This is a genomic window from Agrobacterium sp. CFBP2214 (assembly GCF_030209895.1).
GTDB classification, from domain to species: Bacteria; Pseudomonadota; Alphaproteobacteria; order Rhizobiales; family Rhizobiaceae; genus Agrobacterium; species Agrobacterium radiobacter.
Map to the genome: position 1 here is coordinate 30,961 of NZ_JARVRC010000018.1, position 25,512 is coordinate 56,472.

Below are 25,512 nucleotides of genomic sequence, written 5' to 3' on the forward strand. Positions count from 1 at the left end.
TTGGATCCCGGGACAACATCAAACGCCGATGCGATTGCAGCCAGCAGAACATCGTCTCATCGGGAAGTGACGCACAGATATTGTTGACGAAGAGCAATTTCAAGTCGCGATCTGGATTACCCCCTGTTAGATTTTCCCGTCATTCTAAATGTCAGGCGAGGCAGTATGAGCACAGACCCCGAAACCCGCAGAGCCAACGCGCAGCGTGCGATTGATCGCGCGGCGGCGCGTGGTATGCCGATCGACAAGGATCCCGCTTTCGTTGCCCTGCTGGAGGAATGGATCCGGGGAGATATCGACATAAAGGCCATGCGCGAACGGTACCTTGATATAATCGCACTTCAAGCTGCCGAGCGGCGGGGCCTGCGCAAAAGCCGCCTCGGCATAAACCCCTCGGAATCGTCGGACGAGGCGAACGAAGAATAAAAAAATGGGCCTGCGGAAACCGCGGCCCATGAAGTGTGGAGATCTAAAACCTCCAGAGGGGAACAGCTGCTGCGACGGAACTGGGAGGTGACCGTCATGTGCATCAGCTGAAGGCGTTATGCCTGAATTTTGACCAACAGGAAAACATTTATTGTGCAACGCAGCTATGCAATCGCCGCGACGGTCTCGTCGTACAGATCTGCAGGCTGTTGGTGGCGTTGGTGAAGGAGAGTGTGGCAACGCCAGTAACGACAAGCGCTGCCGCGAAGAGCCAGTAGCCGGGCGCGTGTGCTGCCAACGCGCAGCCGAGGCCAAATACCGTGGTGCTGACGACCAGATTGCGGAATTCGATGCAGTTGCAACCGGCATTCAGGAATGGGCCGGTGATTGTCCCGACCGCGTGATCGACGACAGCAGGCCGTAGCCGGCGGCATCCGCATGGAAGATGCGCACGCCCATCTTCGAGACGAAGATCGGAAAGTTCAGGTCGAAGGTGCCGATGAAGAACAGCATGAACAGGATCGCGACAAGATCGGGGCGGCCGCGGACATAGTGCAGGTCTTCGACGAAGTTGCCCTTGCCGCGGGGCGCCCGCATGTTCGGCCGCAGCAGCATCAGAGAAACCAGGAAGGATGCGCCATTGGCGAGAAAGCCCATGTGGTGCCAACAGTGGCGATCGCGACGCGCGAAACGGCCGAGCCGACCAGCTCCGCGACGAAGGTCTGGTGGACCAGCGCGTCGAGGGCGGCGGCGCTGCCGAACAGGAAGCCGAAGACATGCCAGAGCTGACTTCTCCGAGCGGACCAAAGCTGGGAAGTGGGATATTCTTTTTCCACGCAATGGCGGCAATCGCCAGCCCCGTCCCACTCAGCTTACAAAACCGCGGAACTCATGTGCACATCGCAATAATCCGTCCATTATTTGCATTTCACATTATGAAGTTCTTATAGCTAGTTTGAGCAAGGAAAAATGCTGCCGGACATAGGAGTGGCCGGCCGGGAGGAAATCATGTCATCTCTGCTTTGGGCTGCGTCACGCGGAGTGATGTCGATCCCGCTTGTCTATACTTTATTATCGCCGGCAATTGCGGCACCGCAGGAGGCGCAAGCGCTCTGCTCAGGCATGGCCAACAAGGAAATTGCCTTTTCCGCCATAACCCTCCCCACCACCGGCGCCAGGGTTTTGTCCGCGACATTAGTCGGCGCTGCCGATCCCGGAAATCAAAGCGGCGAATATTGCAAGGTGGTCGGGGAAACCAGACCGGTCGATCAGAATGCGCCCAGGATTATCTGGCAGGTCAACCTGCCAAGTGCGTGGAACGGCAAGATGCTCCAGTATGGCGGCGGCGGTTACAATGGTTCCCTGCCGCCAACATCCGAGAAGACGACATTGGGACTGGATACCGTGCCCACCCCCCTCGCCCGGGGTTATGTGACATTCGGAAGCGATTCAGGACATCAAGCCCCCAATGCAGATGATGCTTCCTTTGCCCGCAACGACGAAGCAATGCTCAATTACGGATATATGCACATCAAGAAAACGCTTGATGTGGCCAGGGTCCTCGTTGCTGAACGATATGACCAGCCGATAAAACGCGTTTATTTTCAGGGCGGCTCGACCGGCGGCCGCGAAGGATTGACAGCAGCGTCGCGCTGGCCGGAAGCCTATGATGGTATTCTCACAAATTACCCCACCGCCAACTTCGTCGGTCTGAGGCTCTGGGGAGCAGGACTTGCCCGTTCAGTCTATGACGACAATTCGGCCGGCTGGATACCGCCCGCACTTGTTGAAAAGATCGCCAGGGAAGCAATTAAATCCTGCGATGGGCTGGACGGGGCCGAAGACGGATTGATCAGCAACATGGATGGATGCCGCGCTCGATCCAACGCGTTGGTGGAAAGCCTCTCCTGCAAGGCCGAAAGCGCAGGAAGTTCCCACGAGTGCCTGACCAAGGCGCAAATTGAGCAAACGCTTGCGATCTATCACGACGGATACACGCTGCCATACAAGCTCGCAAACGGCATCGACACCTATCCCGGCTATAACAGCCTTGGGGGAATTATGATGCAGGTGGGATCGGAGCCAAACCTTCGCACTCCACCCGTCTCAGGGCCGAATGCACATCATTCCAGCCGATCCTTTGAATTTTTGCAGAATTTCGTTGCACGCGATCAGTCATTTGATCTTTTGTCTTTCGACATCCGTAATCCAGGTCGTTTCAAGGGCCGGATCGTCGAATTGTCAGAGGTGATCGGCGCGACCCGCACCGACTGGACCGCTTTCAGTGCTCGTGGCGGCAAGATCATATGGCTGCAGGGCAATGACGACCCAAGCGTGAGCCCGCTCGGCAATGCCCGGCTCTATGAGAGCATCATAGCCACGATGGGGCGCGAAAAAGCCCAAAAGTTCCTTCGTTTTTACCTTGTTCCCGGCCTTGCGCATGGCGGCGATCGCTTCTCTCCGACCTGGGACAATCTGACGGCGCTTGACAACTGGGTGGAAAATGCTGTGCCGCCTTCCGGCCCGGTCGTGGTGGATGCGACGAAATCCGCCACCAAGGGACGAACGAGACCGCTTTGCGAATATCCGAGTTGGCCGAAATATAAGGGCGAAGGCGATATGGCGCTGGCTTCGAGCTTCACCTGCGCGACCGAATAGGGTCCGCCTTCGGCCTCAAAAACAATCAACATCTATCGGGAGGGCAATTATGGCCATCGATATCAACCTGTCGCGTCGCTCTGTTCTTGCGGGCTCGACCCTTGCACTGGCAGGACTTGCTGCGGCAAGCGCCTCCGCAACAGACACACCCTCGCACGCACACCAGAAAACAACCGGCAAACCATGGAAGACGGCAATGGACATTCCGTCAGCCCGCTGGTCTCCGGCAAAGCTGGCGGATATGGAGGCGCAACTCTATCCAATGGCCACCACCTCGATGATGGTCGTGAGAAATGGCGAGATCGTCTACAAATACGGGAACCTGTCCGATGTGAACTACCTCGCCTCGGCCCGGAAAAGCGTGCTGTCGATGCTCTTCGGGAAATATGTGGCCGAAGGCAAGATCGACCTCGATATGTCTATCGGCGAGATTGGCATCGAAGAGGATGACGGACTGTTGCCGATCGAGAAGACCGCCAAAGTCAAGGACCTGCTGACCTCCAGCTCTGGGGTCTATCATGCTGCCGGTAGCCCTGGTGGCAATGACAACACGCCAGGGCGTGGAAAGACCGAACCCGGGTCGGTCTTCCTTTACAATAACTGGGATTTCAACGTTCTGGGTGCTATTTTCGAGAAGCGCACGGGCAAGAGCGTTTTCCAAGCCCTGCAGGAGGACCTGGCCGAGCCACTCGGGTTTGACGATTTCGACTTCAGCCGCCAGAGGATGATGGGATACGAAAATCAGTCGCGTTATCTCGCCTACCACCTTTTCCTGTCGGCACGTGACATGGCCCGGCTGGGACAACTCATGCTTCAGGGCGGAAAATGGGAAGGTAAGGTGATCGTTCCGGAGACCTGGATCGCCGAAAGCATAAAAGTACGCTTTACGCCTGAGCAGACAAAGAGCAAGGAAGGTCTGGGTTATGGTTATCTCTGGTGGATACCGACGTCCAGCACCCCCGCCTTTCGAAACGCCAACCTCGAAGCGAGCCGCAACCTGCCGTGCCGACAAGCCCGCAGCAGACGCTTTCAATAAACGCAATCGAAGGTCATCATCCAGTGCCTGCCATCATCCACCTTTTCGCTGTGGATGTTGAATCAGCCTCGCATTGCACCGTCACATCACAATTGATTCATTGATCGCTGGATTTGCTCTAGTAAGCCGCCAGCCGCCAAACGTGGCGGCGTGGAGTGGCTGAATGAGATCCTCCCGCTCCGATGAAGATTCAAGTTTTTGGGGCCGGATTTTATATCTGCACGTCCACCAGCCCCACCACTCCCGCACGGTCCGAAATGCCTGCCGCGGGAACCATTACGGCTCCATGATGACGCGTCCTAGTGGCTTCGCCCTCTCCGCAAAATCATGGGCGTCCCTGGCTTGGGAAAGGGGAAAGGCTCGTTCGACCCTGACCTCGATCTCGCGGTTCTCTAGCGCGACTAATAACTCGTCGATCGTCGAACGCATCCGGGGCCTTTCTAAAACTGGCCCCATGAAGACCCCGAGCAAAGTCTGATTTGACTGCATGGCTGGCCAAAGATCCACCAACAGGTTGCCACCGCCCGCATTCCCAACAAACACCAGACGGCTCTCCGGCGCCAGGATAGCAAGCGAAGAAGGCAAGGTGGCGCCAACAGGATCAATCACCAGATCGACACCGTTACCTTCAGTGATCTTCTGCACAGCTTGAATAAGGTCTTCAGAGGATCGGTCGATAACGTGATCAGCGCCAAGCGACGATATTGTTTCCAGACGCTTTCCCCCACTTGAGACGGCAATCACGGTTGCCCCGGCTCGAGCTGCGAGTTGTACTGCTGCGAGGCCAACTCCACCAGCGGCTCCCTGCACGAGAACCGTCTCATTGCGAAGGAGGCCGCCCCTGGCAAAAAGGCAATGATGAGCCGTTCCGAACGATATCGGCAATGCTGCCGCCGACGCTGCATCGACCCCAGAGGGTAGAAGCCACGTTCGGGTCGCAGGTACGGCCCAGAGTTCGGCATGTGAACCCTGCATGTCAAAGGCAGTAACTCTGTCTCCAACTTTGCGAGTCTTCACGTTTGCACCGGCTTCCACGATATGTCCGGAAGACGCATATCCGACAATCCACGAGCCGCTGGGAGGTTGTGTGAATCGACGATTCATTAAGTCTCCGCCCTCGATAGAAATCGCATCTATAGCGATGAGGACATCGTCCGGTCCCACTGTCGGGTCGGGAACGTCTCTATAGCTCAAAACATCAGGAGGTCCTGCTTGATCGTATACGGCCGCCTTCATCTCTCTTCTCCTGCCAAGTCTATCGCCCAATGCAGCTACGAATCTGGAAGTTCGTCACCAAAGGATAGACGACCGGGCACATATTGATAAACTACTGCACTTCGAGCAGGCTTATAGAGGAGATCAATAAATGGATAGACTGATCCTTCGCGATCTGGCGGTTTTCGAAACCGTTGCACGCCGCGGAAGCTTCACGGACGCGGCATCCGAACTTGGAGTTAAGCAATCCACCCTCAGCTACACGATTAGCCAGCTCGAAAGAAAAGTTGGAGTTTCTCTTCTCGCAAGAACTACCCGAAGTGTGGCACCCACCAGTTCGGGGCGGCGCCTGCTGGAAATCCTGAGCCCGGCCATACGCGACCTCAGGGAGGAGTTGGTGAGATTGCAGGAAGCAAGAGAGACGGTGGCGGGCGTCATCCGATTGACGATGATTCCGGCCGCGTTTGAAAGCTTCGTCCGCCCCGCGCTACCAAGTTTTTGTCAGCGCTACCCTGATGTCGAGATCGAAATTTCTACAAATGAAGGCTTGGATGATATTGTGGCGGAAGGCTTCGATGGCGGGATCCGCTTTGGAACGCTTATCGATAAAGATATGGTCGCACTTCCATTGACCAAGTCGACCGCTGTCGTGATTGCAGGGTCTACATCTTACTTTGAGAGGTATCCAATCCCTCTAGTTCCAGAAGATCTAGCTGCCCATCGGATCGTGTCATATCGCTACAAGAGTTCATCGCGGCTGCTCCGGTGGCCATTGCAAAAGGGCCGGCAGAAGTTCGAGTTCAAAGCTGACCCTGCGTTGATCTTTGACGACGGAGCGGCGATTCGGTCAGCCGTGATAGACGGGATGGGTTTGGGCTTTCTGCTCCGCTCTCAAGTTCTCGGCGATCTCAAAGGCGGCAACCTTGTCGACGTTCTCACAGAATGGCTGACCGACCTGCCAGGCTTCAGTCTGTACTACCCGAGCCGACGAAGAACCTCGCCAGCTTTCCGCGCATTGATCGAGCATTTCAAGGAGGTCGGCAAAGTGAAGAGTTCTGAATTTCTTGCGCCCACCGCTAGGTCGTTCAGGGATGGTGAAGCCCTTTGAGCCGGGTGAGTGCTACCCATCGGTTTTCTAACCCGCAGATCAAAGCATTCGTGACGTTTCTGGCAACCCAGTTTCATGGGTTCTATCGTTTCCCCTACCGCGAGGAGGATTTCGATATGGGCGGAATCAAGCTGTCATGAGGCTATGGAAAGAATTGCTTGCGGTTCGTGAGATGCATGGCTTGCTCTTGACGGGACTTGAACCGCCGACCGAGCGAACGCGTAAGACTAAAGCTCTAGATTCAAAAAAGTAAATTTGGCTCGCGGCGCAGCATAACCGTCCTGCGTTTACCCCATTGTGCATACACCAGGACTAGATCACGCTAACCTCATGCCACGTGCCTCGCGTGCTGCACGTATCTGCTGGGTAATGTGCTCAGTCTTTTATGCGATAATCATTATCCTGCACCATAAGATACCATCAATACAGGATAATATATAGAATCTTCTGCATGGCTTGGCAACGACGATATATAATAGCATATCATGCGGGCTAACCATGCAGGATACTATATCAGCCTTACTGGTGCAGACTACCATATCGACGGGTACGAGTGAGATGTCGACCACGCACGGCTGTACGAGCTGCGAGGACGCAGTTGAAAAGCCAGCGACTGAATGTCAGCTTCTGCCTAACCCGGCTCTGCTGCAAAATTTTTGGAGCCGTAAAATCAGAGAAAAATATTCCTTCTCCTGATTGCGAGCGGCTTTGAACAACCGCCCGATAATGGTGAAGCGCGATTGCGGGGGCATTGCCAGGTTGTTTGAGCCGGTCATTTGGATTATCGGTCCGGCATGAAGATGCCTTGCTCACTACCCCGCTGAAGGGGTTTCGCTTTCCGCGTGAGATCTCGGCTATGCGGTGTGGGCGATTCAAGATCTGCTGCAAAATTTTACCGACTCCAATTTGCTCTATCGTCAATGCACTGATCGACTGAGAACGCGATGCGGGTACGCCGCCTTGAACTGCGAGATCATCGCGCAAGCTTGCTGCAATACCCGTTCAGTCGTTTCGGGATTGTCGCGTGCAAGTTCGTCGGCGTTTGTGCGGATCGCTTGTGCCATATTGGCCGACATCACAGCAAAACGGCCCTCACCGTAGACCAGCGCATCTTGCGAGGTGGTCTCAAGCCAACGAGCAAAATCGGTGATGATCTCCTCCCTCTCCGGGATACTGGCACTCTTGATGATCCTGATATTTTCTTCCATGTGGTCTCACTCCGTACAGACGTGGAAAGCGATCGGGCTCATCAAGCCCCGATCGCCGGGTGAGCTAGGAAGTGGAAAAGTCAGATTCAAGCCTTAATGCAGCCTGAATTCGCCATCGACACGCCGCCATTCGTTGGGCCCGATCAGGCGCTGATGGCTGTAGCGAACCGAATGCAGCGGCCCATCGAGGGACGCCCGCCAAAAATCCAGGAACTTGTGCATCTCGGGGAAAACGGGCGCGAGATCGTAATCCTGCCAGACATAGGTTTGTAGAACGGATTCAAAGTCTGGGATGCGATAGAGGATGTGGGCAGTCGTCAGTCCGTAGCCATTGAGCTGCCGCTCCAGGTCAGATGAGAATTGCATGCTTCATCTCCATTTCGTAACAAGGCGAAGGTGACGTAAATTTTGATCGGCATCAAGACAATTCCGCATTACCAGTTAAAATTACTTAGCGATTATAGCACGTTAGCAGCAGCGATCGCCGGGTGCTAATTTTTCCAAAACACCCTCTTGAAATCGAAAAATCCCGAAAATAAATCTTGCCCGCGAACGCTCGATTGAGGTTCGCACCCGTCCGGATTGGTCACCCGGTCCGGTAGGGGATTTTGCGTCATCTTTTTTGTCCAATGGAGGAAAACATGTCGTTCCAACCACTTCATGATCGTATTCTCGTCCGCCGGGTCGAATCCCAGGAAAAGACCAAGGGCGGCATCATCATTCCGGATACCGCCAAGGAAAAGCCTTCCGAGGGCGAGGTCGTCGCCGTCGGCACTGGCGCGCGCAACGAAGCCGGTCAGATCCAGGCGCTCGACGTCAAGGCCGGCGATCGCATCCTGTTCGGCAAATGGTCAGGCACCGAAATCAAGATCAACGGCGAAGACCTGTTGATCATGAAGGAAAGCGACGTCTTGGGCATTATCGAAGCCCAGGCCGAGCAAAAGCAGGCTGCGTAATCACGCACTGCCGCCCATCAGTCAAAAAGCTGCCTATTGAAGGAGTGAACAAATGGCTGCGAAAGAAGTCAAATTCAACACCGATGCGCGCGAGCGCATGCTGCGTGGGGTCGACGTGCTCGCCAATGCGGTAAAAGTAACGCTCGGTCCGAAGGGCCGCAATGTCGTCATCGACAAGTCGTTCGGCGCGCCACGCATCACCAAAGACGGCGTTTCGGTCGCCAAGGAAATCGAACTGGAAGACAAGTTCGAAAACATGGGCGCGCAGATGCTGCGCGAAGTGGCATCAAAGACCAATGATCTCGCCGGCGACGGTACCACCACTGCAACTGTCCTCGCCCAGGCAATCGTCAAGGAAGGCGCCAAGGCGGTTGCGTCGGGCATGAACCCGATGGACCTGAAGCGCGGCATCGATATGGCCGTGGATGCAGTCGTTAAAGAGCTGAAAGCCAACGCTCGCAAGATTACCAGCAATTCGGAGATCGCCCAAGTCGGCACCATCTCGGCCAACGGCGACGAAGAGATCGGCAAGTATCTGGCCGAAGCGATGGAAAAGGTCGGCAACGAAGGCGTGATCACCGTCGAAGAAGCAAAGACCGCCGAGACCGAACTGGAGGTCGTCGAAGGCATGCAGTTCGACCGTGGCTATCTCAGCCCGTACTTCGTCACCAATCAAGATAAAATGCGGGTCGAACTCGAAGAGCCGTATATCCTCGTCCATGAGAAAAAGCTCTCCAATCTCCAGGCAATGCTGCCGGTGCTGGAAGCGGTGGTGAAGTCCGGCAAGCCTCTGCTGATAATTGCTGAAGACGTCGAAGGCGAAGCGCTCGCGACCCTCGTCGTCAACAAGCTGCGTGGTGGCCTCAAGATTGCGGCGGTAAAGGCGCCAGGCTTCGGCGATCGCCGCAAGGCCATGCTCGAAGACATCGCTATCCTCACTGGTGGCACTGTGATCTCCGAAGACGTCGGCATAAAGCTGGAGAACGTCACGCTGAATATGCTCGGCCGCGCCAAGAAGGTGGCGATCGAAAAAGAAAACACGACGATCATTGACGGCGTCGGCTCCAAGGCCGAGATCGACGGACGTGTCGCGCAAATCCGCGCCCAGATTGACGAGACTACCTCCGACTACGACCGCGAGAAGCTGCAGGAACGCCTTGCCAAGCTCGCTGGCGGTGTTGCCGTCATTCGAGTGGGTGGCTCCACCGAAGTCGAGGTGAAGGAGAAGAAGGACCGCGTTGATGACGCCCTTCATGCAACCCGCGCAGCCGTCGAAGAAGGTATTCTGCCTGGCGGTGGCGTAGCCTTGCTACGTGCGGTTAAGTCGTTGGACGGCCTCCCGACTGCCAACGACGATCAGCGGGTCGGTATCGATATCGTCCGCCGCGCAATCGAGGCACCTGTGCGTCAAATCGCTGAAAATGCCGGCGCCGAAGGTTCGATTATCGTTGGCAAGCTCCGGGAAAAGAGCGAGCTGTCGTTCGGATGGAACGCGCAGACCGGCGAGTATGGTGATCTTTATGCTCAGGGGGTCATCGATCCGGCCAAGGTGGTTCGCACCGCCCTGCAGGATGCGGCCTCTGTTGCCGGCCTCCTGGTCACGACGGAAGCAATGATTGCCGAAAAGCCAAAGAAGGACGCCGCTCCCGCCCTGCCCGCTGGTCCAGGTATGGACTTCTAGGGTGAGCTGTGGCCTGCCCCATTCGTGGGGTGGGCCATTTTTGGGAGATAGGGAGTGCGAGTACCGATTTCGAAAGAAGATGTACGCTTGTGTGCGAGTGTCGTCATGGAGGTCGCGCGCGCTCAAGCACCCATCTCTATCAGCCGGAATCAGATTTCATTCTGAACAGCTACCTGTGCATTTCGTCAGATACTGCCTGGATAGAATGGTATCGGCGATCGTGGCGTGAGGAAAACCCGCCGGAACGACACTCGACAAGCAAGATCAAATTGCGTGACGTCATGCCGATCGACTTTCTGGATGGAGAAGAGGACAGGGTACTGCCGCCTGCCATTTCCGAAGCAAAAGTCAAACCCTATCTGTCGCGTTTGCAGGCGCTCGATGAGGCCGAGCGCATCTTCGAGATGTTCACCAACGCGGCTTGTGCCCTGGACAGGTCGGTTCCAAACGAGAACTTGGCCATGGCTGATCGGATCCGGTTTGGGCCCGAGCGTCCGTTTCAGGCCGCCCGCGAAGCATTTGCCCATATTGAAACTGATCTGGAGCGCTGGGAACAACAAATCGAAGCTGAGCGATCACAGCTGGCGCAAGCCGTTCTCGGTGTCAGACCTGGCGATATCGTTGCGTCACAGCAGAACGGAGCGCTCACGCGTATTTCAGCAGAGTCAATTTCGCTCTACTCTATCGAAAAACGCGTCACGTTTGTGGTTTCTGGCAGGCGATTCCGGAAAGACGGAACCCTCGGCAAGATAAGCGAGACCATGAGTTTTACCCTGGATCGTGCTGTCGGAGATGGCAAGCAGTCACCGGATAAGACTGCGAAACATCGTGGCGCTGTCGTGCGTCTCTTAGTCTCTTGACAGGAATCGAACCGTTGGTGCGCCAGTCCCTTCACACACGCAGCGCATCGATGACGGCGCGCAGGCCAGCCGACAGGTATTTTCGCGTCGGGTAATAGAGATAGAGCCAGTCCTCGGGCGCACTCCAGGATGCCAGGCATTCGATCATGCTGCCGTTCTGGACATAGGGACGCGCCCGTTCCTCCCAGACATAAGCCAGCCCCACGCCCGAAAGTGCTGCCTCGACCATCAGTTCATGGTCATCGAGCGAGAGAGACCCAGTCGGCTCGAATTCGATGATCTTGCCGGCGCGACTGAACTCCCAGGCGTATGGCTTGCCGCTTGGATAGATATTGCGGATGCAGACATGACGACGCAAATCTTCCGGGGTTTTAGGGAGCGGATGACGCTCGAAATAGCTTGTTGAGCCCACGACGGCAAACCGAAGCCGCGGTTTGATCTTCACAGCCGTCATGCCATCGCGCAGGCTTTCGCCGAGACGGATGCCGGCATCGAACCCCTCCTCCACAATGTCGACAAGCCGGTCGGTGGCGACGATTTCCAGCTGGAGTCCAGGATTTTTTGCGATGAGCGGACCAATGACCGATCGGAAAACGAACGGTGCGACCGAATTGGGCGCGTTGATGCGAACCTTGCCAAATGGCGTATCGCGAAACTGGTTCAACGCATCGAGCGCCGAGCCGATCTCGCCGAAGGCCGGCGACAGTTGCGCAAGCAACATCGCGCCGGCATCGGTCAGTGACACGCTTCGCGTCGTTCTATTGAGCAGGCGAATGCCGACGCGCGCCTCGAGATTGCCCACCGCATGGCTGATCGCTGAAGCCGTCACCCCGCGCTCTTCGCCGGCCCGGCGAAAGTTGCGGTGACGGGCGACCGCATCGAAGGCCGCGAGTTCCGAGAGATCCGTACTGCGCATTGTCAAACCTCACTCATCATTGAGAGGAAGATTATCTCTCTAATTCTCATTGCTGAAAAGGTCCAGATTTCTCCTCGCAAACCGGCGCTGGTGCCGGACCACACAGGAGACAAGACAATGGCCGACTTCATTCCTCCCGCCCACAACACTGCATCGCCCTTCGCCGACATGCGTGGCCATCACGTTGCGGTGCGCACGCCGGACCTTGAAACCGCCAAGCGCTGGTATGTCGAGAAGCTCGATTTCCGCGTCGTTGCAGAATGGGACTATGCCGACGAGCAGCTTGCCTATCTTGCACCTGCTACGGACGACCATTTCTATGTGGAAATCCTGGGCGGCGGCGATCCGTCGCCGAAAGATGTCCGCCCCTATACCGATCTCGGCGATAGCCTCAAATATGCCGGCTACCATCATTTTTGCCTGAATGTCGAAAGCGTCGATGCCACCGTCGAGGAGCTGCGGGCACGCGGCGTGACCATCGTCACCGAGCCGTTCGAGCTTCTGGCAATCAGCCGCCGCCTCGCCTTCTTCTGCGATCCCTACGGCAATCTGATCGAACTGGCCGAAGTCCTGCCGTAACCCTTTCCCACCCGTTTGGCCACCCCGCCATCGGGTGGCCAGCACATCAGGAGAACATTCCATGACGAACTCCATCATGATTATTGGCGCTGGCCCTGGCATCGGCCAGGCCGTTGCGGAAAAATTCAGTCGGGAAGGCTGGCATGTCGTGCTGACCGCGCGCAATGCCGACCGCCTGGCCGACCTGTCCGCCGCCCTTTCCGGGCAAGGTCTCCAGGTCTCCGCTCTGCAAGCCAATGCGACCGACCCGGCCGCACTGCGCAAGGCGATCGCCGAGGGTGACCGCATCACCGGCGGCCTGACGGCGATCCTTTTCAATGCGGCAGTCGTGCGCGAACAGGATCTGTTCAGCATGCGCGACGATGAGGTCACGGACGACCTTGCCATCAATGTCGCTGCCGGCCTTCACACGATCCGGGCATCCGTCGAGCTGTTCGGTGCGCGCGGCGGCACGATCCTGGTCACAGGTGGCGGCCTCGCCGTGTCCCCCCATGCCGGCTATGCCAGCCTCGGGCTTGGCAAGGCTGCGCTGCGAAATGTCGTCGAGGGCCTGGCTGGTCCTCTGGCCGAACGCGGCATCCACATCGCGGTGGCGACAATCGCCACGCTCGTCGGCCCCGGATCAACAGAAGCAAGAGAGGCCGCCGACACGATCTGGACGCTGGCAACGAACCCGACCGCAGGCTGGGAAGCCGTTTACCCCGCAGACGCCTTCAAAGGAGACTGACATGACCGAAACATTGACCTTGATTGCCAGACTGACGGCCAAACCGGACTGTGCCGCGATGCTTGGCGAAGCGTTGCAGGCTCTCGTCTCCCCGACCCGCGCCGAGGCGGGGTCGATCGACTATCACCTGCACCGCGACAGCGACGATCCCAGCATCTGGATTCTCTATGAGAACTGGCGATCACGCGCCGATCTCGATGCGCATTTTGAGCAGCCCTACACCAAAGCCGTCATGGCGCGCTTTCCGGACCTGCTGGCCCGCGAGATGGAACTTACATTCTGCACCATGACATCGCCGCGTCCCTGAGGCCCGGTCCAACACTTCCCCATCAATCCGACATCAAGGACACCCTCATGAAAATCTGGTTCATCACCGGCGCCTCGCGTGGCTTTGGCGCCCTCATCACCACACGCGCTCTTGCACAGGGCGACGCCGTCATCGCCACTGCCCGCAATCCAAGGGCGATCGCCCAGCGGTTCGGCGAGCACCCCAACCTGCTTCCGGTCGCCCTCGACGTGGCAGACGACAAACAGGCGACCGCAGCTGTGAAAGCCGCGATCGATCGCTTCAGCCGCATCGATATCCTGCTTAACAATGCCGGGTTTGGATTGATGGGCGCTGTCGAGGAGGCGACAATATCCGAAATAGAGGCTGTCTATCGCACCAATGTCTTCGGCCTCCTCAACGTGACGCGCGCCGTGCTGCCCTTCATGCGCCGGGCCCGCTCCGGCCGCATCCTGAATATTTCGTCGATCGGCGGTTATCGTGGTGCAGCAGGCTTCGGTGTCTATTCCTCGACCAAATTTGCCGTCGAGGGCTTAAGCGAAGCACTGCATGACGAACTCGCGCCACTTGGCATCCATGTCACCGTCGTCGAGCCGGGATATTTCCGCACGGATTTTCTCGACAGCTCTTCGTTGTCGGTCAGCGGCAACATCATCAGCGACTATGCAGAGACTGTCGGCAAGGTACGCACGATAGCGGCCGGTCTCAGCCATAACCAACCTGGTGATCCTCAAAAACTGGCAGAGGCACTGATCGCCTTCGCTGACGCTCCCAATCCGCCGGTGCGCCTGCCACTTGGTAGCGATACCGTCGCAGCGATCGAAAAGAAGCATGCACAGGACCGCGCCATCCTCTCCGAATGGCGCACCGTCTCGGTCTCGACCGACTTCGCCGTTGACTAATGACGATGCTCGTCTGGTTAAACTTCGTCCGATGGGAGGCCGCTTTCGGGCCTCCCATCGCCTTGAGCAGATTTGCACGCAAGGACCTGCCGTTATTGGTCGCGGCGTCGGCCAAAAACCTCTGCGAATTAGCGTTTCTCGCCTGTACGCCTCTCAGCTCCAGCGCGGTGGCGTCCCAATGTGATCTTTCAACGCTAGTGTGAATGCCTTGACCTTGGCAGATGGCACCTGAAGCGCGCGTAGAAGATAAATTCCGGTGGCCGCTTCATTCCATCTTTCGCCCGATAGCGGTAGGCGTACAAGATCACCCACCTTCACCGAAGGTCCCGATACCCAGCTCGGCAGGAACGCCACACCCATCCCCGCTAGTGCAGCCCCGTTCAGCGCTTCAAAATCATCGGACCGGAATACAACGCGCTCACACGCTTCCCCTGTCGGCGCGCCAAGAATGCTAGACCACTCAAGAAGATCGTTGCCATGGAGCTTGTCGAGAAGGCTATGATTGCGAAGCTCGTCTTCGCTTTCCGGCACGCCGTGATGCTCAACATAGGCGGGGCTTGCCACGAGTATCCGGTCGAGGGGTGCCAGTTTGGTTGCGATCAACGTGCTGTCGGGCAATTCCCCCATTCTCACCACCAGATCAAGTCGCTCCGCAACCGGGTCGGCCAGTCGTTCGGTCAAGTCCAGCTCAACATGCAAGCCTGGATATTGCCGTGCAAGCGATGCCAAGACAGGAATGACATACCGCTTTCCGAAGGTCGGGAAGCAGGCGATACGCAAAGTGCCACTGACCTCACTATCGAATGCCGTCACCTCGGCATGCGTATCGGCCAGATCGTCGAGCAGGCGCTGCGCACGCTCGAAGAGGTGACGGCCCGCGTCCGTTAATGACAGTGCCCGTGTCGAGCGGACAAGGAGAGGCACCCCCAGATCCTGCTCGAGCGCATCGATCTGTCGCACAACAGCCGAGGGAGTGACAGCCCGACGCCTGGACGCAGCTGAAAAGCTGCCGGCGCGGACGACGTCGACGTATACCGCCAGATGTTCAGCGAAGCGTGGATCCCTCATCTTTGCCTACGACGCAAAACCGTTCCGACCATTCAGTTGGTTATCATCCAAGATCATCAGGAGCACATTCCTTCTCGTCAACGGGCAATTTTGCTCACCAAACAGAAGGAACACACCTATGGTCAAGATCCTTGATACAATTCTCTCACAATCCGCCTATTCCGCAGAGATGGACATTCCGCTCGAAAAGATCGACATTGCCGATTGGCTCTTCAACCTACCCGAAGCGGAATATCTTCGCTGCTGCCCGCCTGACCATATTGCCGCAGGCGTCACCTGGACTGATGACGGCCGTCGGATGTCGATCAATGTCGAGCAGATCGGCTCAGGCCTGGTGGTACAGCACTATGTGGCCGAAGCCGCCGAACCAACCTATTGCCGGATGAACTCGATCTCGGATGTCTTCACCGCCAGTGGCAGAACTCAGGTCAATGTCGTCTGGGAACTGATCGCTGAGAAAATCGATGACGGCAGGACCCGCTACACCAACAAGGTCACAGCGCATCCAACCGATGCGTTCATGAAGTTCATTGAAGACCATGGGGTCGCTTACGAAGATGCTGCAGCCGCCCGTCAGGCCGCAGGTGGTGACCACAACAGCCGCGAAACGCCACTGTTCGCTGCCAGCATCGCCCGGCGCGCGCTTTCGAAGTAAGGGAGGAACATGCGATGAAAGCGATCGTCTTTGATGAATTCGGAAGCTCGGATGTTCTACGGCTTGCCGAAGCACCCATGCCTGAAGTGCGTCCCGACGACCTTCTGGTGAAGGTTATGGCGGCAGGTGTCAATCGCGCCGACCTTCTTCAACGTGAAGGCGTCTATGGCTCGCAGAGTTACGGCGACAGTGACGTCCTCGGCCTCGAGGTCGCAGGAGAAGTGATGGATGCAGGAAACGCAGTAACCGGCTTTGCCGTTGGCGACCGTGTCATGGGGATCGTCGGTGGCGGCGCCTATGCCCAGTATGCGCGCCTCGACAGCGGAATGGCAACAGCCATCCCGGCCGGCATGTCGTTCACGGACGCAGCCGCAGTCATGGAGAGCTTTGTGACAGCTTGGGAGGCGCTGGCACATCTCGGGCGGGTCGCGGAGGGAGAGATTGTTCTCATCCATGCTGCTGCAGGCGGTATCGGATCGGCTGCTGTCCAACTTGCAAAAGCCGTCGGAGCCACAGTGCTGGCCACTGCATCCGGAAACAACGTCGAAAACGTACTCGCCCTCGGCGCGGATGCCGTCTTCGACTACAAGCGCGTTGACTTCGAGGCAGAGATCATCGACGTGACCGCCTCGCATGGTGCCGATCTGATCATCGACTTTGTCGGCGGGTCCTACCTCGCCCGCAACATCCGTAGTCTTGCGCCTGGTGGCCGGCTTGTCCAAGTCGGCCTGTTGGGCCGCGATGGCGATGCCATCATTCCTCTCGGGACTGTTCTTCACAATCATCTGCAACTGCTGGGCACAGTCATGAAATCCAGATCGCGCTCAGAAAAGAGAGCTATGATCTGCCGGTTCAGGGACGATGTGCTGCCAATGATGGGCAAAGAACTTCAGCCCGTTGTCGGGGCACTGTATCCGCTTTCAGCTACATCGGATGCCCATCGCCGGATGGAAGCCGGCGGAGTGTTCGGCAAAATCGTTCTTGGCGATTTTCATGAGTGATGCCGGAATGGTTCAACACAAAGGGCAGCAGCCGCGCCGTCAACGGTGCCCGAACCGCCGCCCGCAAACTCATGCAGCGCTCCATAGGCAAGACCCCCGCCAGGCAGGGTTGCATCGATCTTGGGAACGCCGAAGGAAAGCGTTCCGGCCCGTTTAGCGGACGTTCCTTCCATTGACGCGATGCTGTCGCGCAAGTCGCAGATCACCCTCTGGCGGGCAGCAGTCATCGTTCACGGCTCCCTTCAAGGTCGTGTTCAGAGGATCGACATCATGTCGTATGGGCTATTTGTTCATTGTTTGTTCTTATGGCGCACAAGAGTCAAGCGAGGAATATTATCCCAGCATTAGCGATTTTGAAGATTCGAAGCGTAATCAAGCGCGTACGGGAAAAAGAAATTTTGCGGGCCTCTTGGGTGATTGGGTTCGCCCGGTGGATAGCGGGGATGGAGTGAAGACGTCACAATGTTCTTAAGATTTTTGTGCTGAACTCTCCCAATGACGAAGCCACCGAGATCAAAGCCGCTCCTTCGTGATACCGAAGCTCCGCTACGGTCAAAGCCGCGTCGGAAGCGCAATCCCGCACAGCCACAGCTGCTGTTTGATCCGATGCCCGATCGCGTCGAGCCGGCGCTCGCCCAATTGAAGGCGCGTCCTCCACAAGGCGACCAATGGAGCTGGGAGCTGAAATGGGATGGCTATCGCCTGGCTATCCATATCGAGCCGACAGGGGTCCGCATCCTCACGCGTGGTGGCCATGACTGGACGCACCGGTTTCCGGCGATCGAGCAGGCTGCCCGGGCGCTTGGGCCCGGCAACGATGATCATTGATGGCGAGGCGGTTGTGCTTGACGATGAAGGGCGGCCGGATTTCGGGCTGCTGCAGAAATCGTTGGGTGCGTCTGGAAAGACGGCTGGCAACCGAGCTTCGGACGCCATCCTCTACGCGTTCGATCTTATTTATCTCGACGGCCATGACCTGCGCAACGTGGAGTACCGTTCGCGCCGGCATCTTCTCGAGGATACGCTGAAGGGGCACGACGGCGCGATCCGCCTTTCGGAAACCATTGACGCCGATCCCGCGATCCTGCTGGAACACGTTGGCAGCCTTGGCCTCGAGGGCATCGTCGGCAAGCAACTGGATCAACCCTATCGTTCCGGCCGGACCGGCGATTGGGTGAAGATTAAGTGCGTTGAGAGCGAAGCCTTTATGATCGTGGGATACGAGTCGACGGCATCGTCTGCTGGCTTCGCCTCGCTGGTTCTTGCTGCCTATCGTGGCGACGAACTCGTTCACGTCGGGAGCGTCGGCACGGGCTTCACGCAAGCCGAGATGATCAGGCTGCGCAAGATGCTGGACAAGCTGCGCTGGAAGCGGAAGCAGCCGCCTGTTGCCAATGCCGAAAAGGCGGACATCGTCTGGGTCGCGCCGACTTTGATTGCCGAGATCGAGTTTCGGGCCTGGACGGCCGACGGCAAGCTACGCCATTCTTCCTATAAGGGCTTGCGGGAACGGCAAGACAATGCCGATGTTTACAAGCTCGACTAGCGACGCAGGCGGAACTCACCACACAACTGCATTCGGTCGCAACGGAGGAATTGCTGCCATGTGCAATCTATATCGGATGGAAGACAAGGACTGGGTCTCCAAATGGGCTCAGGACGCCGAAAGCCTGATCAACCTGATGCCAGCCTATCAGATGAACCCCGACCAAATGGGGCCGATCGTCCGCAACACGGCGGAAGGCAAGAAGCAGCTTGTGCATGCGCGATGGGATCTGCCCTCCCCTCGTTTCGTCTTGGAGAAAGCAGCCAAAGGCAAAGCCGAGAAGCTCGCGGCCAAGGGCAAGCCATTTGATCTCGAGGAGCTGATCCGCATGGAGGCCGACCGCGGCACGACAAACGTGCGCAAGCTCAATTTCCCGCACTGGACGCGATGGTTCGGCGTGGAGCATCGTTGCCTCGTCCCTGTCACCAGCTTTGCCGAGCCGGATCCGGCGAGCAAACAGGATGGTGGCATTGTGCCCAATGCCTGGTTTGCCCGCGATGAGGCAAAATCGCTGATGTTCTTTGCCGGCATCCATGTGCCGCAATGGCAAAGCGTCCGGAAGGTTCGAGACGGGCTCACGACCGACGATCTCTATGGTTTTCTGACCACGGATCCCAACGATCTCGTGAAGCCAATCCACGACAAGGCCATGCCTGTCCTTCTGCTGACGAAGAAAGAGACGGAAACCTGGATGCGGGCGTCATGGGAAAAGCCCAAGGGACTGGCCCGTCGGTTACCGAATGATGCGCTGATCATCTCGTCCCGCGAACCGTACGGATCCACCATCGTGTCCAAATCCGGAAAGCCGGTGGAACAGGGCAGTCTGCTTTGACGCCTGAAAACAAAGCTTGAAACAATCAAAAAACGAAAAAGCCTGCCGCGGGAGGAGGTGCGACAGGCTTTCCGAAATGATGAACAACGGCTGGGAGGAGGAGTGCCGCTGTTCCGTCAGGCGCCCCTTGGGAGGAGGAGGAGTGGGTCGCCCGATAATACGAAGCTTTGCGGGAGGAGGTGCATCGCTTCGACGATCTGAAAATAGCAGAAGCTGCCTCGATCGCCAGCGTTCAGATCGCAGCGCAGCCATGCGTATATTGCAATGCAACATGAAGCGCGTGCTTATTCTCTTGCCACCTTCAGACAAGCGACGCGTCCTCGGCAAAGTGGTTCGAAACCGAGAACGAATTGAATAACCTTGGTGGAGGACATTTCGCATGGCTTCAGGATCGCACCCGGCCCAGCCAGTCGATAGAGATTGAAGCTGACGATCTCCGTTCCGCCGTGCTCCTCGCCATAAAGCCAGGCCCGTTTGCCATCCTGCGACCGCTTGACTGTCACGCCCCATGGTCGACCGCTAAAACTTCCGTCGACATAGCCGTCCGGCAATCTGCCAAGCGCGTCTTCGAACATCGCCAGAACAGGGGACGGCGTTTCGCCGACGTCGTTCATGGTTCCAGGCATTCGTCACAGATCCCGCAGCCATCGTCATCCATGCTCGAGGCTGGCCGCAGCTTTAGACAACAAGGGCAGGTCCTTGCATCCGAAGCGCATGTCTCTTCGCGGTCGGGCGGAAAAATTTCTATATAGAACTCCGACAGCATGTCGGCCCCGCGTTGATCCATGGTAATGTTCCAGTTCTGGCTTACGCCAGAGATAGTGTGCACGGACGGCTGCACAAGCGGCAGATGGTTGTCAGGGACAAGCCAATCGTACACATTGACGGTCTTCCCGCTACCGTGTTCATTCGTGGAATGTTTAAAGCCGCAAACGCTGTGCAGATCAGGGTTTCCATCGACGAGCTTGACCCGGAGGTCTGGCGTCAGTTAGTCCTGCCGGTGCACTGGAACCTGGAGCATCTGCATCTTAGTATTCAGGCTGCCTTCAAATGGTGGAATTATCATCTTTATGAATTCCGCATCGGCGGCCTGCGCGACCCGGCAGTTGAATGCTTACGAAAATCCGGCGGTGATCAATATTTGAAGCTAAACAGTCCAGTCTTCCACTCGTAATCCGGGTACGCGATCAAATTCACGGCGATTATTGGTAACCACAATCAGTCCGCGCGAGCGCGCGTGCCCAGCAATCAGCTGATCATATGGACCGATCGGAGCTCCACTGCGCGCCAGTTCGACTCGCAATTGACCGGTATGGCTTGCTGCCAATTCATCGTATGAGAGCACCTCGAGACGCGCTGCGAAGCCTTCCACAACGGAAAGGTTCTTTTCTGGACTGGCTGACTTTTCCGCTCCGTAAATTAATTCCATTAGGCTGACCGAGCTGATGCAAAGCTGATCATGTGAGCGATTGAATGCATCGCGCACTTGCTGAGGTCGATTCTTGATCGTAAAAATACAGATGTTGGTGTCCAGCATATACTTCAGCATTAGAATGCATCGCGCTCCTGCGAAGCAGCCTGCTCACGCTCAATCATAAAGTCGGATGTCGCCTCCGCTCCTTCAAACCAACTGTCCCAGATCTCACCGACTGGTGCAATGATGCGAGTGCGTCCCACCGCAACGATATCGACACGCTTTACGTCATCGGGCAAAGCGACCGCCTTTGGCAAACGTATTGCCTGGCTCCGATTGCTCTGGAATACTGCACCCTGCTCCATATGCATGCCTCCGAATTGCATCGATAACGACGTAGCCCATATAGTTCTTCGCTTGGGATATGTCAATGGGATATACAGCATAGGTCTTAGGCACATGCGATCAGCATTGCAACCAGCCGTCTTCGCCTTGAACTGATACGAACCTTCAGCCCGTCTTCTATGCGACAGCGATTCATGTTGGGCTAATTGTATTTGCGAATTCAGCAAGTCTAGTGCAATTCGACCTCTGCAAACCGGGCGGAGCGATGAGCCCTTCACGTACGCTTCTACATACCCTGGAGAGAACGGATGTCTGGAAATGGGGCCATGTTGTATCACCGCGGTTAAACCCGAATTGCGGGATGGTGATGCAGGCCACATTCACATATGGGCAGCGCAAGGCTTAAAGAAACCTGCGAACAAGGGCTGCATGGCGGTTACGAGTGCACGCTTCGATGAAGCTGAAGACCCGGTCGTTTCAAACTGTCCAGCAAATGCTGCGCCATTGCGTGTCGTCAAGGACGTCGCCGCCGAATGCATCAACTCTTTGAAATCGTCCAGACCCACGTCGTCGGCGCGCATGACTGAACGAATCAGTGGATCTGCAAAAATCTCGGCGAGCGTCATCTCGTCTATCGTGTGTCTCATCTCAGTCTCCTTTTGATAATTCCCAGGCTCTGAAAGCGGGCGATTGCTTGACGGGCTCGCGCCAAGGTGTTACCGGTAAGTAACATTTGAATAGTTACCGATCGGTAACACGCATGTCAACACCGCTTGAGGGTAAAAATTAAACTCATGAAATCCGAAACATCTGATCGTGCTTCTGAGCAGAAAATCCCACCTCGTGACCGGATTGTGTCAACGGCCTGTCAACTGTTTCGTGAACATGGGATACGCGGCATCGGTGTTGATGCCATTGCCGAAGCCGCCTCGACCAACAAGATGACGTTATACCGACATTTTGGTTCCAAGGACGATCTTGTGTGTGAAGCACTCAAGCACAGTTCTCGAACGCTCAATAAGGCCTGGGAAGATCTCGAAAAAGAGAACCCGGGCGACCCGAGGGCTCAGCTCACGGCATGGGTTAAAGCGCGCGCACAATGTCTTTCCAGCGAGCCCTATGGATGCGATTTGGCCAATGCTGCGGTAGAGTTGAAGGAGCAAGGACACCCTGCACATGCGATAATAGAAACGTTGAAGATGGAACAGCATTCCCGGCTCGCCGATCTTTGTCGTGCGACAGGTGTAAGCGATCCTGAACTTTTGGCTGATACGCTATCCATGCTGTTGGAGGGAGCACGCGTCAGCAAACTTGCCGCCGGCAAAGAAGGTCCGTCGATGCGGTTTACGCGTGCTTGTGAAGCGGCGATGGTCTCGTTTGGTCTAGGTGCACAGGCTTCTGCCTGATCCTGGTGGTGCAAGGAGGAAGTGCTACTGAAAGAGCGAAGGTAGCATGCTGATTGGCTAACTTGGAGTAACCTTCGCGATATGCGTTCTCTTCGGGATTGAGGGGCGGCTGACCAGTTTATCAGCAGCAATTGCGTTCTTTCGGCTGTCCACTAAATGTGGGGTGCGACCACCGCTGTTTTGAACATACGGCCTGAAAGTAGAAATTGACCGTCTGCGCTGTTCAAGCGCACGACACAAGAGGATATATGACCATGGCAACACCCCGACGACCATCCAATCCAAAAGACGCAGCCGAGGCGCTGTTCAAACCGGCGAAGAAGGTCGCAGCGCCAGCCGTTGAACGGCCTGCAATCCCCAACACCAAGGAGCTTGTATCCTTAAAGATCGACAGCGATGTCCTTGCGCATTTTCAGGCGGACGGTCCGGGATGGCAAGAGCGCATCAACGATACCTTGCGAGCCGCAATGAATGTGTCCGATTAAGCACCTGAAAGGATGCGAACCTTCGACACATGAAATAGATCAGCTAAGCACCTGATAACATGCTGCTTTTCGGTGATCGCTGAGTACTCGTCCTCACCGCGTTGGTCCGGCGGGTCGCAACCATAAAATGATTTGCGCTGTATTTCTTGGTTGAGAGTCGACTTGCGACCGCCAGCGTACACGCCATCTGGTTGACGGCAACATTTACGTCCCCCGGGCGATGCGGGGTCCGGTGATCTGTATACTGCATCGAGACACGTCAAACTTCTCGCTCGCGTGTTTCCAGAATTTTAACCAGCCGCTATCGGATCATCGATATCTTGGCTCTGGAAATGGTCGATAAGAAAGCGGGCGGCCGGTCCTGGAGGAGTGTCCGTTCGATAAACAGCCTGAAGGCGATAAGGACCGCCCTTGCAATCGGGGAGATCAAGGTGCACCAGACGGCCTGCCTCTATATCATCTCTCACCATTGGTTCGGGCATGTTGCCCCAGCCAATGCCTTCCTTGAGCAACATGTGCTTCGCGCCAAGATCAGCGAGGCGCCACGTATGGTTCCCGACGACAGCAAACTCGTGCCCTTGGGTAAGAGGTGATCTGTCTGTCAGAACCAGCTGGATATGGCCTCGGGCGGCACCCGGGGGATGAGAGCCGCCCGCGAGGGGATGATCCGGCGAGGCGACGGGGATCAGCTTTACGAAGCCCACCCCGATGCGCTCAAGGCCCGCAATTTCGACATCGAGTGGGCCACTGATGCCGATCGCGGCGGTTCGATTGAGCACGATCTGCGTCACGGCGCCCAAGGCTTCGACATACAGCCGAAGAGATACGCTTGGAAACTCTTTTCGAAACGCCTTCAGCGCATCCATGACGCGTGCCGCCGGCAGCATAACGTCCAGCGCAAGGTGCACCTCCGGCTCCACGCCGCGGAGCATGCTTTTTACTTTCGCCCGGAGATTGTCGATGCCATGGGCGACGCTCTTGGCTTCGGCGAGGACCGTCCTCCCCTCCAACGTCAGCTGCGGCTTCTTGGTCGAGAGCCGATCAAAGAGCGTGACCCCCAACTGAGCTTCGAGGTTGGCAATCGTGTAACTGATCACCGACGTGGCACGGTTGAGCTTCCTGGACGCCGCCGCAAAGCTGCCTGTCTCGACGACCGTGATGAAAACTTTGAGCTGATCAAGCGTTGGTTGGCCGGGGTCTGACATTTCTAATTCCTCGAACGTTTTCGCCGAAATTATCTGAGTTCTCCGAAACGTCTAGTGGACCTATCTTCATTCCATCGAATTCAACCGCCGGAGCTGACAATGTCCTATTTGTCTAACGCTGACATCGAACAGGTTATTCTGCCCTCGACCCGAGACCTAGGAGGCTTCTCCGTCCGAAGAGCCCTGCCCGCGGCTATGCGCCAAATGGTCGGGCCATTCATATTCCTCGACAGTTTCGGGCCCGTGCGGTTTGGTGCTGGAGAAGGGATTGATACCCGCCCTCACCCACATATCGGCCTTTCAACACTCACTTACCTTCTCGAAGGTGAGCTGCTGCATCGTGACAGCGAAAGCTACGTGCAGTCGATCAGCCCCGGGGAAGTCAATCTGATGGTCGCCGGTTCCGGCATTGTTCACTCCGAGAGGACGCCGGAACATGTCCGCAACGAAGGGGGTAAACTCACGGGTTTGCAGAGCTGGATCGCTCTTCCCAAGCAATCGGAAGAGACTGCACCGCTCTTCCAGCACCTTGGCGCCCATGAACTGCCAACGAGCGATGGTGAGGGTATCAATATGAAGCTTCTCGCCGGCGAGCTGCACGGACGTCGATCACCTGCCAGCACCTTCTCTGACCTCTTCTCTGCAGAAATCCAGCTAGAGGCTGGAGCACGCTACAGGATCGACGGTGAGTATATCGAGCGAGCGATCTTCGTCGTCAGCGGTGCAATCGAGATCATCGGGCAGGACGGTACCTACGGGCCGGATCGTCTTATCGTGTTCAAACCAGGCGCGGAGATCGTAGTGAAGGCGAACGAGCCAGCCCGGTTTCTCGCCTTCGGAGGCGAACCGCTCCCTGAAGAACGGTTCATCCGCTGGAATTTCGTAGCCACGGACCAGGAGCGCATTCGCCATGCGGCCAACCTGTGGCGCGAGCGGCAATTCCCCGGCGTGCCGGGCGACGACGAATTTATTCCCCTACCCGACAACTTCAACTGAA

28 protein-coding genes and 4 pseudogenes are annotated in these 25,512 nt (G+C 56.8%); 19 read left to right on the plus strand and 13 right to left on the minus strand.

Annotated features, from left to right (window positions below; all coding sequences use genetic code 11):
- Positions 1-165: 165 nt before the first annotated feature.
- Positions 166-426 carry a hypothetical protein gene (locus tag QRN60_RS23990; protein ID WP_087744399.1) on the plus strand — a complete coding sequence of 87 codons (261 nt, stop codon included), beginning with the start codon at positions 166-168 and terminating at the stop codon, positions 424-426.
- Positions 427-795: 369 nt separating this feature from the next.
- Here the strand turns inward: QRN60_RS23990 and QRN60_RS23995 are convergent, their stop codons facing one another.
- The gene (locus QRN60_RS23995) at positions 796-1,041 is read right to left on the minus strand and encodes a hypothetical protein (RefSeq protein ID WP_060726604.1); all 246 of its coding nucleotides are present in this window, start codon (positions 1,039-1,041) and stop codon (positions 796-798) included.
- Positions 1,041-1,262, minus strand: a complete 222-nt coding sequence (locus tag QRN60_RS24000) for a hypothetical protein (protein ID WP_111785323.1) — start codon at positions 1,260-1,262, stop codon at positions 1,041-1,043. The genes QRN60_RS23995 and QRN60_RS24000 overlap by 1 nt, the downstream gene beginning before the upstream one ends.
- 172 nt (positions 1,263-1,434) lie before the next feature.
- Between QRN60_RS24000 and QRN60_RS24005 the strand changes: the two genes are divergently transcribed.
- Both QRN60_RS24005 and QRN60_RS24010 read left to right on the plus strand, forming a co-directional pair.
- Complete coding sequence (locus QRN60_RS24005; RefSeq protein ID WP_284767066.1) at positions 1,435-3,084, plus strand: tannase/feruloyl esterase family alpha/beta hydrolase; 1,650 nt, start codon at positions 1,435-1,437, stop codon at positions 3,082-3,084.
- Between the two features lie 277 nt (positions 3,085-3,361).
- Positions 3,362-4,015, plus strand: a pseudogene (locus QRN60_RS24010) (serine hydrolase domain-containing protein); the annotation flags it as partial.
- A gap of 381 nt (positions 4,016-4,396) precedes the next feature.
- Here QRN60_RS24010 and QRN60_RS24015 read toward each other — a convergent pair.
- Positions 4,397-5,356 (minus strand): quinone oxidoreductase family protein, encoded by a 960-nt coding sequence (locus tag QRN60_RS24015; RefSeq protein WP_060726594.1) that lies wholly within the window; start codon positions 5,354-5,356, stop codon positions 4,397-4,399.
- A gap of 130 nt (positions 5,357-5,486) precedes the next feature.
- Between QRN60_RS24015 and QRN60_RS24020 the strand changes: the two genes are divergently transcribed.
- Positions 5,487-6,443 (plus strand): LysR family transcriptional regulator, encoded by a 957-nt coding sequence (locus QRN60_RS24020; protein ID WP_087744404.1) that lies wholly within the window; start codon positions 5,487-5,489, stop codon positions 6,441-6,443.
- Between the two features lie 917 nt (positions 6,444-7,360).
- On the opposite strand, the gene QRN60_RS24025 is transcribed toward QRN60_RS24020, so the two are convergent.
- Positions 7,361-7,651 carry a hypothetical protein gene (locus QRN60_RS24025; protein ID WP_060726592.1) on the minus strand — a complete coding sequence of 97 codons (291 nt, stop codon included), beginning with the start codon at positions 7,649-7,651 and terminating at the stop codon, positions 7,361-7,363.
- Positions 7,652-7,744: 93 nt separating this feature from the next.
- On the minus strand, positions 7,745-8,017 hold the full coding sequence (locus tag QRN60_RS24030; RefSeq protein WP_060726591.1) for an usg protein: 273 nt from the start codon (positions 8,015-8,017) through the stop codon (positions 7,745-7,747).
- A gap of 275 nt (positions 8,018-8,292) precedes the next feature.
- On the opposite strand from QRN60_RS24030, the gene groES reads away from it, so the two are divergent.
- The 3 genes from groES to QRN60_RS24045 all read left to right on the plus strand — a co-directional run bounded on the left by groES (position 8,293) and on the right by QRN60_RS24045 (position 11,148).
- The gene (gene groES, locus QRN60_RS24035; protein WP_080865210.1) at positions 8,293-8,607 is read left to right on the plus strand and encodes a co-chaperone GroES; all 315 of its coding nucleotides are present in this window, start codon (positions 8,293-8,295) and stop codon (positions 8,605-8,607) included.
- A gap of 52 nt (positions 8,608-8,659) precedes the next feature.
- Positions 8,660-10,288, plus strand: coding sequence for a chaperonin GroEL (gene groL / locus QRN60_RS24040; RefSeq protein WP_080865211.1), 1,629 nt, complete (start codon positions 8,660-8,662; stop codon positions 10,286-10,288).
- A 269-nt stretch (positions 10,289-10,557) separates the two neighbouring features.
- Complete coding sequence (locus QRN60_RS24045; RefSeq protein ID WP_087744407.1) at positions 10,558-11,148, plus strand: hypothetical protein; 591 nt, start codon at positions 10,558-10,560, stop codon at positions 11,146-11,148.
- Between the two features lie 31 nt (positions 11,149-11,179).
- Here the strand turns inward: QRN60_RS24045 and QRN60_RS24050 are convergent, their stop codons facing one another.
- A complete protein-coding gene (locus tag QRN60_RS24050) occupies positions 11,180-12,064 on the minus strand; it encodes a LysR family transcriptional regulator (RefSeq protein WP_060726587.1) in 885 nt (294 codons plus the stop codon).
- A 117-nt stretch (positions 12,065-12,181) separates the two neighbouring features.
- Between QRN60_RS24050 and QRN60_RS24055 the strand changes: the two genes are divergently transcribed.
- The 4 genes from QRN60_RS24055 (at position 12,182) to QRN60_RS24070 (ending at position 14,558) form a co-directional block, all read left to right on the plus strand.
- Positions 12,182-12,643 carry a VOC family protein gene (locus tag QRN60_RS24055; protein WP_060726586.1) on the plus strand — a complete coding sequence of 154 codons (462 nt, stop codon included), beginning with the start codon at positions 12,182-12,184 and terminating at the stop codon, positions 12,641-12,643.
- Positions 12,644-12,704: 61 nt separating this feature from the next.
- Complete coding sequence (locus QRN60_RS24060) at positions 12,705-13,370, plus strand: SDR family NAD(P)-dependent oxidoreductase (protein ID WP_060726585.1); 666 nt, start codon at positions 12,705-12,707, stop codon at positions 13,368-13,370.
- Position 13,371: 1 nt separating this feature from the next.
- On the plus strand, positions 13,372-13,677 hold the full coding sequence (locus QRN60_RS24065) for a putative quinol monooxygenase (RefSeq protein ID WP_087744410.1): 306 nt from the start codon (positions 13,372-13,374) through the stop codon (positions 13,675-13,677).
- A gap of 47 nt (positions 13,678-13,724) precedes the next feature.
- Entirely contained in the window at positions 13,725-14,558 is an 834-nt protein-coding gene (locus QRN60_RS24070) for an oxidoreductase (protein ID WP_087744412.1), read from the plus strand.
- A gap of 153 nt (positions 14,559-14,711) precedes the next feature.
- On the opposite strand, the gene QRN60_RS24075 is transcribed toward QRN60_RS24070, so the two are convergent.
- Complete coding sequence (locus QRN60_RS24075) at positions 14,712-15,626, minus strand: LysR family transcriptional regulator (RefSeq protein ID WP_111829609.1); 915 nt, start codon at positions 15,624-15,626, stop codon at positions 14,712-14,714.
- A gap of 118 nt (positions 15,627-15,744) precedes the next feature.
- Between QRN60_RS24075 and QRN60_RS24080 the strand changes: the two genes are divergently transcribed.
- On the plus strand, positions 15,745-16,281 hold the full coding sequence (locus QRN60_RS24080; RefSeq protein WP_087744414.1) for a hypothetical protein: 537 nt from the start codon (positions 15,745-15,747) through the stop codon (positions 16,279-16,281).
- A 14-nt stretch (positions 16,282-16,295) separates the two neighbouring features.
- A complete protein-coding gene (locus QRN60_RS24085) occupies positions 16,296-17,282 on the plus strand; it encodes an NAD(P)H-quinone oxidoreductase (protein WP_111829610.1) in 987 nt (328 codons plus the stop codon).
- Positions 17,283-17,296: 14 nt separating this feature from the next.
- Here the strand turns inward: QRN60_RS24085 and QRN60_RS24090 are convergent.
- Positions 17,297-17,509 (minus strand): annotated as a pseudogene (locus QRN60_RS24090) (damage-inducible mutagenesis protein); the annotation flags it as partial.
- A gap of 268 nt (positions 17,510-17,777) precedes the next feature.
- On the opposite strand from QRN60_RS24090, the pseudogene ligD reads away from it, so the two are divergent.
- Both ligD and QRN60_RS24100 read left to right on the plus strand, forming a co-directional pair.
- Positions 17,778-18,828, plus strand: a pseudogene (gene ligD, locus QRN60_RS24095) (non-homologous end-joining DNA ligase).
- Between the two features lie 58 nt (positions 18,829-18,886).
- Complete coding sequence (locus QRN60_RS24100) at positions 18,887-19,660, plus strand: SOS response-associated peptidase family protein (RefSeq protein WP_087744416.1); 774 nt, start codon at positions 18,887-18,889, stop codon at positions 19,658-19,660.
- A gap of 284 nt (positions 19,661-19,944) precedes the next feature.
- Here QRN60_RS24100 and QRN60_RS24105 read toward each other — a convergent pair whose 3' ends face one another.
- A complete protein-coding gene (locus QRN60_RS24105) occupies positions 19,945-20,286 on the minus strand; it encodes a hypothetical protein (protein ID WP_080865217.1) in 342 nt (113 codons plus the stop codon).
- Positions 20,287-20,576: 290 nt separating this feature from the next.
- Between QRN60_RS24105 and QRN60_RS24110 the strand changes: the two are divergent.
- A pseudogene (locus QRN60_RS24110) lies at positions 20,577-20,795 on the plus strand (IS1096 element passenger TnpR family protein); the annotation flags it as partial.
- 12 nt (positions 20,796-20,807) lie between these two features.
- Here QRN60_RS24110 and vapC read toward each other — a convergent pair.
- The 3 genes from vapC to QRN60_RS24125 form a co-directional block, all read right to left on the minus strand.
- Positions 20,808-21,209 carry a type II toxin-antitoxin system tRNA(fMet)-specific endonuclease VapC gene (gene vapC / locus QRN60_RS24115; RefSeq protein ID WP_112978088.1) on the minus strand — a complete coding sequence of 134 codons (402 nt, stop codon included), beginning with the start codon at positions 21,207-21,209 and terminating at the stop codon, positions 20,808-20,810.
- Positions 21,209-21,439 (minus strand): type II toxin-antitoxin system VapB family antitoxin, encoded by a 231-nt coding sequence (vapB, locus tag QRN60_RS24120; RefSeq protein WP_060726577.1) that lies wholly within the window; start codon positions 21,437-21,439, stop codon positions 21,209-21,211. Before vapB ends, vapC begins: the two co-directional genes overlap by 1 nt.
- Positions 21,440-21,799: 360 nt before the next feature.
- The gene (locus QRN60_RS24125; protein WP_112978089.1) at positions 21,800-22,066 is read right to left on the minus strand and encodes a hypothetical protein; all 267 of its coding nucleotides are present in this window, start codon (positions 22,064-22,066) and stop codon (positions 21,800-21,802) included.
- A 147-nt stretch (positions 22,067-22,213) separates the two neighbouring features.
- On the opposite strand from QRN60_RS24125, the gene QRN60_RS24130 reads away from it, so the two are divergent.
- Positions 22,214-22,825 carry a TetR/AcrR family transcriptional regulator gene (locus QRN60_RS24130; protein ID WP_060726575.1) on the plus strand — a complete coding sequence of 204 codons (612 nt, stop codon included), beginning with the start codon at positions 22,214-22,216 and terminating at the stop codon, positions 22,823-22,825.
- A 254-nt stretch (positions 22,826-23,079) separates the two neighbouring features.
- Positions 23,080-23,310 (plus strand): BrnA antitoxin family protein, encoded by a 231-nt coding sequence (locus tag QRN60_RS24135; RefSeq protein WP_060726574.1) that lies wholly within the window; start codon positions 23,080-23,082, stop codon positions 23,308-23,310.
- Between the two features lie 290 nt (positions 23,311-23,600).
- Here the strand turns inward: QRN60_RS24135 and QRN60_RS24140 are convergent, their stop codons facing one another.
- On the minus strand, positions 23,601-24,515 hold the full coding sequence (locus QRN60_RS24140; RefSeq protein WP_060726573.1) for a LysR family transcriptional regulator: 915 nt from the start codon (positions 24,513-24,515) through the stop codon (positions 23,601-23,603).
- A gap of 99 nt (positions 24,516-24,614) precedes the next feature.
- On the opposite strand from QRN60_RS24140, the gene QRN60_RS24145 reads away from it, so the two are divergent.
- On the plus strand, positions 24,615-25,511 hold the full coding sequence (locus QRN60_RS24145) for a pirin family protein (RefSeq protein WP_113100899.1): 897 nt from the start codon (positions 24,615-24,617) through the stop codon (positions 25,509-25,511).
- Position 25,512 lies beyond the last annotated feature (1 nt).

Bases quoted from the DNA above. Each gene is read 5' to 3' on its own strand.
- QRN60_RS23990 (WP_087744399.1), top strand. From the start codon at position 166: ATGAGCACAGACCCCGAAACCCGCAGAGCCAACGCGCAGCGTGCGATT.
- QRN60_RS23995 (WP_060726604.1), bottom strand. From the start codon at position 1,041: ATGCTGCTGCGGCCGAACATGCGGGCGCCCCGCGGCAAGGGCAACTTC.
- QRN60_RS24005 (WP_284767066.1), top strand. From the start codon at position 1,435: ATGTCATCTCTGCTTTGGGCTGCGTCACGCGGAGTGATGTCGATCCCG.
- QRN60_RS24015 (WP_060726594.1), bottom strand. From the start codon at position 5,356: ATGAAGGCGGCCGTATACGATCAAGCAGGACCTCCTGATGTTTTGAGC.
- QRN60_RS24020 (WP_087744404.1), top strand. From the start codon at position 5,487: ATGGATAGACTGATCCTTCGCGATCTGGCGGTTTTCGAAACCGTTGCA.
- QRN60_RS24025 (WP_060726592.1), bottom strand. From the start codon at position 7,651: ATGGAAGAAAATATCAGGATCATCAAGAGTGCCAGTATCCCGGAGAGG.
- QRN60_RS24030 (WP_060726591.1), bottom strand. From the start codon at position 8,017: ATGCAATTCTCATCTGACCTGGAGCGGCAGCTCAATGGCTACGGACTG.
- groES (WP_080865210.1), top strand. From the start codon at position 8,293: ATGTCGTTCCAACCACTTCATGATCGTATTCTCGTCCGCCGGGTCGAA.
- groL (WP_080865211.1), top strand. From the start codon at position 8,660: ATGGCTGCGAAAGAAGTCAAATTCAACACCGATGCGCGCGAGCGCATG.
- QRN60_RS24050 (WP_060726587.1), bottom strand. From the start codon at position 12,064: ATGCGCAGTACGGATCTCTCGGAACTCGCGGCCTTCGATGCGGTCGCC.
- QRN60_RS24055 (WP_060726586.1), top strand. From the start codon at position 12,182: ATGGCCGACTTCATTCCTCCCGCCCACAACACTGCATCGCCCTTCGCC.
- QRN60_RS24060 (WP_060726585.1), top strand. From the start codon at position 12,705: ATGACGAACTCCATCATGATTATTGGCGCTGGCCCTGGCATCGGCCAG.
- QRN60_RS24065 (WP_087744410.1), top strand. From the start codon at position 13,372: ATGACCGAAACATTGACCTTGATTGCCAGACTGACGGCCAAACCGGAC.
- QRN60_RS24070 (WP_087744412.1), top strand. From the start codon at position 13,725: ATGAAAATCTGGTTCATCACCGGCGCCTCGCGTGGCTTTGGCGCCCTC.
- QRN60_RS24075 (WP_111829609.1), bottom strand. From the start codon at position 15,626: ATGAGGGATCCACGCTTCGCTGAACATCTGGCGGTATACGTCGACGTC.
- QRN60_RS24080 (WP_087744414.1), top strand. From the start codon at position 15,745: ATGGTCAAGATCCTTGATACAATTCTCTCACAATCCGCCTATTCCGCA.
- QRN60_RS24085 (WP_111829610.1), top strand. From the start codon at position 16,296: ATGAAAGCGATCGTCTTTGATGAATTCGGAAGCTCGGATGTTCTACGG.
- QRN60_RS24100 (WP_087744416.1), top strand. From the start codon at position 18,887: ATGTGCAATCTATATCGGATGGAAGACAAGGACTGGGTCTCCAAATGG.
- QRN60_RS24105 (WP_080865217.1), bottom strand. From the start codon at position 20,286: ATGCCTGGAACCATGAACGACGTCGGCGAAACGCCGTCCCCTGTTCTG.
- vapC (WP_112978088.1), bottom strand. From the start codon at position 21,209: ATGCTGAAGTATATGCTGGACACCAACATCTGTATTTTTACGATCAAG.
- vapB (WP_060726577.1), bottom strand. From the start codon at position 21,439: ATGGAGCAGGGTGCAGTATTCCAGAGCAATCGGAGCCAGGCAATACGT.
- QRN60_RS24125 (WP_112978089.1), bottom strand. From the start codon at position 22,066: ATGAGACACACGATAGACGAGATGACGCTCGCCGAGATTTTTGCAGAT.
- QRN60_RS24130 (WP_060726575.1), top strand. From the start codon at position 22,214: ATGAAATCCGAAACATCTGATCGTGCTTCTGAGCAGAAAATCCCACCT.
- QRN60_RS24135 (WP_060726574.1), top strand. From the start codon at position 23,080: ATGGCAACACCCCGACGACCATCCAATCCAAAAGACGCAGCCGAGGCG.
- QRN60_RS24140 (WP_060726573.1), bottom strand. From the start codon at position 24,515: ATGTCAGACCCCGGCCAACCAACGCTTGATCAGCTCAAAGTTTTCATC.
- QRN60_RS24145 (WP_113100899.1), top strand. From the start codon at position 24,615: ATGTCCTATTTGTCTAACGCTGACATCGAACAGGTTATTCTGCCCTCG.